Genomic DNA, 7861 nt, shown 5'->3' with positions numbered 1-7861 from the left:
ATACAAAAGAGGCCTCTATATGAGGCCTCTTTTTTTGCCCGGCGTTTATATCCGACCGAGTAACAGCAGCACCAGTAGAACCACCAGCACTACGCCCAGGATGCCCGATGGGCCATAACCCCAATTACGCGAGTGTGGGAATACCGGCAGGCCGCCGACCAACAGCAGGATCAGGATAATGATCAGAATGAGGCTCATGTTTTCTTCCTTATAGGCCTTGAATAAAGACCAGTCATTTAAGGGTAGACCCGCCCGTTTTTACGGACGCCTTAATAACTCCGACTCCGCTGTTTCAGGGGGAATTCAATGTTTCTTTAAAGTATTTCGCAAACTTGCTTATTTCTTTTAATTCGTTCGCAAATAAGCAAACCTAGTTGAGAAATATTGAACTTACGCTATAGGCCAGCCTCGTACCCGGTCGCCGGTTTGCCCGAGGCATTCATCAACTGGATGGTACGTGGGTACAGGAAAAACCTTCGCTACACTGCCGGGCACTTCTTTCGTGAACCACAAGGCAACTTCTCTATGCAAAATCGCATGATGATCACCGGCGCCGGGTCCGGGCTGGGTCGTGAAATCGCTCTGCGCTGGGCCCGTGAAGGCTGGCAGTTGGCCTTGTCGGATGTCAGCGAGCCCGGCTTGCAGGAAACCCTCAAGCTGGTGCGTGAAGCCGGTGGTGATGGGTTCACCCAGCGTTGTGATGTGCGTGACTACAGCCAGCTCACGGCTTTCGCCCAGGCGTGTGAGGTGAAGCTCGGTGGCATCGATGTGATCGTCAATAATGCCGGCGTTGCATCGGGCGGCTTCTTCGCTGAGTTGTCCCTGGAAGACTGGGACTGGCAGATAGCAATCAACCTGATGGGCGTGGTCAAGGGCTGCAAGGCGTTCCTGCCGCTGCTCGAGAAGAGCAAGGGCCGGATCATCAACATCGCCTCGATGGCGGCGTTGATGCAAGGGCCGGCGATGAGCAACTACAACGTGGCCAAGGCCGGCGTGGTGGCACTGTCGGAAAGTTTGCTGGTGGAGCTCAAGCAACAGGAAGTCGGCGTGCATGTCGTGTGCCCGTCGTTTTTCCAGACCAACCTGCTCGACTCTTTCCGTGGGCCGACCCCGGCGATGAAAGCGCAGGTGGGCAAGTTGCTGGAAAGCTCGCCGATCTCGGCGGCGGATATCGCTGATTACATCTATCAGCGCGTCGCCGAAGGTGAATTCATGATTTTGCCCCATGAGCAGGGGCGGATGGCCTGGGCATTGAAGCAGAAAAACCCGCAGCTGCTGTATGACGAAATGACAGTGATGGCTGACAAGATGCGGGCCAAGGCGCAAGCCATTAAGGGGTGATCGGGGGGGGGGCGGTCTGTCAGGCAAATTACCTATTGATGTAGGTGGTGCCTGATTTGATCGCAAGCCATTGCTGGGTCCACTTCAAGCGCGCATGGTCAAGGTCCTGTCACTTTAAAAGGACAACCGCCATGCTGGTCTTAAGTCGCTCCATAGGCGAAATCATCTCCATCGGCGATGATATCGCCGTGCATATCCTCGAGTTGAACGGTACCCAAGTGAAATTTGGCATCGCGGCACCGGTGGGCGTCAACGTTCACCGTGCCGAGGTGTATCAGAAGATCCTCGAACGCCAAGCCGCCCAACCCCGCACCGCCACCACCCCCTGAAACTCAGTCAGTCGAACAGATGCTTGGGCACGTCATGCTTGAGCATCAACTGGCATTGTTCGCTTTCTGGGTCGAATACGATCAAGGCCTGGCCCTTGGTCAGCGCCTGGCGCACGCGCAGTACGCGGGTTTCCAGGGGCGTGTCGTCGCCATTGTCGGTGCCGTCGCGGGTGACGAAGTCTTCGATGAGCCGCGTCAGGGTGTCGACTTCAAGTGCGTCGTAGGGAATCAGCATACAAGCCTCGGGTAATGGGTCCCGGCGATCCTACTGCGCCGAGGCCCTTGTTACCAGCAGTTGCCAGCGTCAGGACTTGTGGCCGACCAGGCTGTCCACGGACGGCACACGGGTGTCGCTCTCCATTTGCGTCTCGTGCTCCAACTGATGGCTGAACCTGTCCAGTGAACCCTGGGCCGGTTGTGCATCGCTGGCGAATACTGGCGGGCTGAGAATGTACGCGCCCAGCAGGCGACTGAGGGCCGCCAGGCTGTCGATGTGGGTGCGTTCGTAGCCGTGGGTGGCATCACAACCGAATGCCAGTAGCGCAGTGCGGATGTCGTGGCCGGCGGTGACGGCCGAGTGGGCATCGCTGAAGTAATAGCGGAACAGGTCGCGACGCACCGGCAGGTCGTTATCCGAGGCCAGGCGCAGCAGGTGGCGTGACAAGTGATAGTCATATGGCCCGCCGGAATCCTGCATCGCCACGCTCACGGCATGCTCGCTGGAGTGTTGGCCTGGCGCGACCGGCGCGATATCGATCCCCACGAACTCACTGACATCCCACGGCAGGGCAGCCGCTGCGCCACTGCCGGTTTCTTCGGTGATGGTGAACAACGGGTGACAGTCGATCAACAAGGGCTCGCCACTGTCGACGATGGCCTTGAGCGCGGCGAGCAGGGCGGCGACACCGGCTTTATCGTCGAGGTGACGGGCGCTGATGTGCCCGCTTTCGGTGAACTCGGGCAAAGGGTCGAACGCCACATAGTCGCCCACGCTGATGCCCAGGGAGTCGCAGTCGGCGCGGGTGGCGCAGTAGGCGTCCAGGCGCAGTTCCACATGGTCCCAACTCACTGGCATTTCATCCACCGCCGTGTTGAACGCATGCCCGGAGGCCATCAGGGGCAACACACTGCCTCGGATCACGCCGTTGTCGGTGAACAGGCTGACCCGGCTGCCTTCGGCAAAACGGCTCGACCAACAACCCACCGGTGCCAGGCTCAAGCGACCGTTGTCCTTGATCGCCCGCACGGCGGCGCCAATGGTGTCCAGGTGCGCGGATACGGCACGGTCGGGGCTGTTCTTCTGGCCCTTGAGAGTGGCGCGGATGGTGCCGCGCCGGGTCATTTCGAAGGGGATGCCCAGTTCTTCCAGACGCTCGGCGACGTAGCGCACGATGGTGTCGGTGAATCCGGTGGGGCTGGGAATGGCGAGCATTTCCAGCAGGACTTTTTGCAGGTAGTTCAGATCCGGTTCGGGAATGGTTTGGCTCATAAAGACTCCTGTTGGCGTCAAGGGGGAGGGTGCCTTCAAGGGCCTCATCGCGGGCAAGCCCGCTCCCACAGTGGAATGCGGTCAACCTGTGGGAGCGGGCTTGCCCGCGATGGCGGCGGTGCAGGCAACCCACCTCTCAAGCACTCAGCTAACTATGGGGAAACAACAAGTCCACAAACTTTTCTGCAGTGGGTTGCGGCTCATGATTGGCCAGGCCAGCCCGTTCATTGGCTTCGATAAAGACGTACTCGGGCTGGTCTGCAGCGGGCACCATCAAGTCCAGGCCGACCATGGGAATGTCCAGGGCGCGGGCGGCGCGGATGGCGGCGTCCACCAACGTGGGGTGCAGGATGGCGGTGACGTCTTCCAGGCAACCACCGGTGTGCAGGTTGGCGGTGCGCCGCACGGCCAGAGTCTGGCCACGGGGCAGAATGCTGTCGTAACGGTAGCCGGCAGCCTTGAGCGTGCGCTCGGTTTCGTCATCAAGGGGAATTTTGCTTTCGCCATCGGTGGCGGCCTGGCGGCGACGGCTCTGGGCTTCGATCAAGGCTCGGATGCTGTGATGGCCATCGCCGGTGACTTCAGCCGGGCGGCGGATCGCGGCGGCGACCACTTCAAAACCGATCACCAGGATGCGCAGGTCCAGGCCTTCATGAAAGCTCTCCAACAGCACACGGCTGTCGAACTGATGCGCTGCTTCGATGGCCTGTTGCACGTCCTCGATGGTCTGCAAGTCCACGGCCACGCCCTGGCCTTGCTCGCCGTCCAGCGGCTTGACCACGATGCGCTGGTGCTCGTCGAGAAACTCCAGGTTGTCATCCGCACTGCCCGCCAATTGCTGGGACGGCAACTGTAAGCCGGCAGCCTTGAGTACCTTATGGGTCAGGCTCTTGTCCTGGCACAAGGTCATGCTGATGGCGCTGGTCAGGTCGCTCAACGATTCGCGACAGCGCACGCGGCGCCCGCCGTGACTCAAGGTGAACAACCCGGCATCGGCGTCGTCGACCTGTACATCAATGCCACGTCGATGGGCTTCCTCGACAATGATCCGTGCATACGGGTTGAACCCCGCCTGCGGGCCCGGGCCGAGAAACAGCGGCTGGTTGATACCGTTTTTGTGTTTGATGGCAAAGGTGGTCAGCGCACGAAAACCCAGCTTGGCGTAGAGGTTCTTGGCCTGGCGGTTATCGTGCAGTACCGACAGGTCCAGGTAACTCAGGCCACGGCTCATGAAGTGTTCCACCAAATGGCGCACCAGCACTTCGCCCACACCGGGGCGGGTGCATTGCGGGTCAACCGCCAGGCACCACAGGCTGCTGCCGTTCTCTGGGTCATGAAAGGCTTTCTGGTGATTAAGGCCCATCACGCTGCCGATCACCGCGCCGCTGTCTTCGTCTTCCGCCAGCCAATACACCGGGCCGCCTTGGTGGCGGGGCGTGAGGCGCTCGGCGTCGACCGGCAACATGCTGCGCCCTTGGTAGAGCTGGTTAACGGCCTGCCAATCGGCGTCGGTCTGTACGCGACGGATGCGAAAACCACGAAACACACGGGTGGCCGGACGGTAGTCACTGAACCACAGGCGCAGGGTGTCGGAGGGGTCGAGGAACAGTTGCTGCGGGTCGAGCCCCAGGATCTGTTGGGGCGCGGCCACATACAGAGCGATATCCCGTTCCCCGGCCTGTTCGTTGAGCAGCTCCTCGGCCAGACTGGCCGGATCGGGGAAGGTGTGGCCAATCAACAACCGGCCCCAACCGCAATGCACGGCAATCGGTTCGGCATTCTGCGGGCTGCCATCTTCGGCCAGTCGGGCTTGCAGGCGCTCATATGACGGTGCCTGGCCCTTCAGCAAACGTTGGCTGTAAGCCGCTGCATGGGGTTTCATCGATCAGATTCCTTGTTCGCTGAGCCACAGGTTCAGCGCCGCCAGTTGCCACAGTTTGGAGCCGCGCAGCGGAGTCAGTTGGCCCTGAGGGTCGGTGAGCAGGCGATCGAGCATGGCCGGGTTGAACAGGCCGCGATCCTGGCTCGGGTCCAGCAGCAGTTCACGCACCCAGTTCAGGGTGTCGCCCTGCAAGTGCTTGAGGCCCGGCACTGGGAAGTAGCCTTTCTTGCGGTCGATGACTTCGCTGGGGATGACCCGGCGCGCGGCCTCTTTGAGCACTTGTTTGCCGCCATCGGGCAGTTTGAACTTGCCCGGCACGCGAGCCGACAGTTCCACCAGGCGATAGTCGAGGAACGGCGTGCGTGCTTCGAGGCCCCAGGCCATGGTCATGTTGTCGACGCGTTTGACCGGGTCGTCCACCAACATCACCGTGCTGTCCAGGCGCAGGGCCTTGTCCACGGCGGCATCGGCGCCGGGCATTGCAAAATGCTCACGCACAAAATCGCCAGCGGCATCATTGGCGGTCAGCCATTTAGGCGCGACGGTGGCGGCGTAGTCGTCATAGCTGCGATCGAAAAACGCCTCGCGATAAGCCGCATACGGATCGGCGGCGCCGTCTACCTGCGGATACCAGTGGTACCCGGCGAACAGCTCATCGGCGCCCTGGCCGCTCTGTACCACCTTGCAATGCTTGGCCACTTCCCGCGACAGCAGGTAGAAGGCGATGCAGTCATGGCTGACCATCGGTTCGCTCATGGCGCGGAATGCGGCGGGCAGTTGTTCGATGATCTCGCTTTCGGCGATGCGCAACTGGTGGTGACGGGTGCCGTAGTGTTTGGCAATCAGGTCTGAATACTGGAACTCGTCACCGCGTTCGCCACCGGCGTCTTCGAAGCCGATGGAGAAGGTCGATAGATCCTCTACACCGACTTCGCGCAGCAGGCCGACGAGCATGCTCGAATCGACGCCGCCGGAGAGCAGCACACCGACATCCACGGCGGCACGTTGGCGGATTGCCACGGCTTCGCGGGTGCTGTCGAGTACACGGTCGGTCCAGTCTTCCAGGGTGAGGTTGCGTTCATCCTCATGTGGGCCGTAGGGCAGGGTCCACCAGGTTTTCTGCTCGGTCTTACCGCTGGCGTCGATGCGCATCCAGCTCGCCGGTGGCAGTTTTTCAATGCCTGCCAGCAGGGTGCGCGGTGCAGGCACCACGGCATGGAAGTTCAGGTAATGGTTGAGCGCCACCGGATCGAGGATCGGGTTGATATCGCCGCCTTTAAGCAACGCCGGCAGGGCTGAGGCGAAACGCAGGCGTTGACCGGTACGTGACAGGTATAACGGTTTCACGCCCAGACGGTCACGAGCGATGAACAGGCGCTGGGCATCGCGCTCCCAGATGGCAAAAGCGAACATGCCATTGAGCTTGGGCAGCAGCGCCTCGCCCCAGGCGTGATAGCCCTTGAGCAACACTTCGGTGTCACCACCGGAATAGAAGGCGTAGCCCAAGGCTTCCAGCTCTTCTCGCAGCTCCGGGAAATTGTAGATGGCACCGTTGAAGGCCAGGGACAGGCCCAACTGGGCGTCGACCATCGGTTGGGCCGAACCGTCCGACAGGTCCATGATTTTCAGGCGCCGGTGACCGAGGGCAATCGGGCCTTGGGCATGGAAGCCCCAGGCGTCGGGGCCGCGAGGGGCCAGGTGATGGGTGATGCGCTCAATCGCAGCCAGGTTGGCAGGTTGAGCATCGAAACGTAATTCTCCAGCTAGTCCGCACATAAATTCCTTACCGGTTTTTCCGTTGGGGAGGGGAAACACTCAATACGCCCAAAGGGGGCGTACCCAGAAACTGACACGGGGATATAGTGGGAGTTTTAGAACAATCGGTTATAAGCCACGAGGCCGCGGTGACGCAGCGTTCAAAGCCCGGGCGGCTGAACTGTCACCACGGCTAGGGAAGTCCCAGGTGGAACTGCCTTTCTGGGGGCGGTGCCTCAAGCCTTAGGCCTTGTTGGCATTACTGCGGACCAACCCACGCACGGCAAACCGATTGGGGTGGCACGCTTCTGCCACGCTGCGGGGCAGGGGCAGTGGTTCGTTATCAAGCCAGGCCGCCAGCAACTCTGCGGACAGCGGCGCGGTAATCAAGCCTCGTGAGCCGTGGCCGCTGTTGACATACAAACCATCGAGCCAGGGACAGGTCGTGTCAGGAACACTGCGTGCATCCTTGCGCAGCGCCGTGTAGGCCTGGACGAAGGCGGCACTGTCGGCCAGTGGGCCGACAATCGGCAGGTAGTCTGGGCTGGTGCAGCGGAAAGCGGCGCGCCCTTGCAGGGTGGTCGGGTCGGTAGTATCGGTTTGTAAGCGTTGGGCCAGATCTGCGGAAATGTCCTGGAGCATCGCCAGGTTGCCGGCGTGGTCGGCGGCGGTGGGCGTGAGGTCTTCGTTGTTGAAATCGAAGCTGGCGCCCAGGGTGTGCTCGCCCAGTCGTGCTGGGGCGACATACCCTTCGGCACAGACTACCGTGGCCAGGGCCTGGCTTTCGGCGGTCTGTGGCAGGCGGGTGATCTGCCCACGGATGCGCTTGAGCGGCAGGTCGGCGAAGCGTCGGACGTCAGCGGCACCGGCCAGGACCGCCACCGGCGCGCTGGCCAGCAGACGCTCACCGTCCCAGGCTTGCCACTGCCCATCGACGTTACGCAGGTCGAGCACATCGTTGTGGGCCAGCACGCTGATCCCGGGCTGGCCGGATTGCCACTGGCACAGCGCGGGTGGATGCACCCAGCCGCCTTCGGGGAAGAACAGTCCTCCATGCGCCAAGGT

The 7861-nt window shown here is 61.4% G+C and carries 8 protein-coding genes; 2 read left to right on the top strand and 6 right to left on the bottom strand.

Features of this window, described 5'->3' with window-relative positions; translation table 11 throughout:
• Nucleotides 1–45: 45 nt before the first annotated feature.
• Entirely contained in the window at nucleotides 46–198 is a 153-nt protein-coding gene (locus tag ACRESD_RS13600) for a DUF3309 family protein (protein WP_015885095.1), read from the bottom strand.
• Between the two features lie 327 nt (nucleotides 199–525).
• Between ACRESD_RS13600 and ACRESD_RS13595 the strand changes: the two genes are divergently transcribed.
• A complete protein-coding gene (locus tag ACRESD_RS13595) occupies nucleotides 526–1341 on the top strand; it encodes an SDR family oxidoreductase (RefSeq protein WP_431751376.1) in 816 nt (271 codons plus the stop codon).
• 131 nt (nucleotides 1342–1472) lie between these two features.
• Nucleotides 1473–1670, top strand: coding sequence for a carbon storage regulator CsrA (gene csrA / locus ACRESD_RS13590; protein ID WP_431751375.1), 198 nt, complete (start codon nucleotides 1473–1475; stop codon nucleotides 1668–1670).
• A gap of 7 nt (nucleotides 1671–1677) precedes the next feature.
• Here the strand turns inward: csrA and ACRESD_RS13585 are convergent, their stop codons facing one another.
• The 5 genes from ACRESD_RS13585 to mnmC form a co-directional block, all read right to left on the bottom strand.
• Nucleotides 1678–1905 carry a YheU family protein gene (locus ACRESD_RS13585; RefSeq protein WP_003192759.1) on the bottom strand — a complete coding sequence of 76 codons (228 nt, stop codon included), beginning with the start codon at nucleotides 1903–1905 and terminating at the stop codon, nucleotides 1678–1680.
• 69 nt (nucleotides 1906–1974) lie between these two features.
• Nucleotides 1975–3159, bottom strand: coding sequence for an osmoprotectant NAGGN system M42 family peptidase (locus ACRESD_RS13580; RefSeq protein WP_431751374.1), 1185 nt, complete (start codon nucleotides 3157–3159; stop codon nucleotides 1975–1977).
• Between the two features lie 148 nt (nucleotides 3160–3307).
• Nucleotides 3308–5041: an N-acetylglutaminylglutamine synthetase gene (gene ngg / locus ACRESD_RS13575; RefSeq protein WP_431751373.1), complete on the bottom strand. Its 1734-nt coding sequence runs from the start codon at nucleotides 5039–5041 to the stop codon at nucleotides 3308–3310.
• 3 nt (nucleotides 5042–5044) lie between these two features.
• Entirely contained in the window at nucleotides 5045–6817 is a 1773-nt protein-coding gene (locus ACRESD_RS13570) for an N-acetylglutaminylglutamine amidotransferase (protein WP_431751372.1), read from the bottom strand.
• A gap of 222 nt (nucleotides 6818–7039) precedes the next feature.
• Nucleotides 7040–7861 (bottom strand): FAD-dependent 5-carboxymethylaminomethyl-2-thiouridine(34) oxidoreductase MnmC (mnmC, locus tag ACRESD_RS13565; protein WP_431751371.1); only part of this gene is annotated, 822 nt, incomplete at its 5' end.

The sequence above is a fragment of the Pseudomonas sp. genome (genome assembly GCF_050739995.1).
Taxonomy (GTDB): Bacteria; Pseudomonadota; Gammaproteobacteria; order Pseudomonadales; family Pseudomonadaceae; genus Aquipseudomonas.
This window is presented reverse-complemented; position numbering and strand designations above follow the sequence as displayed.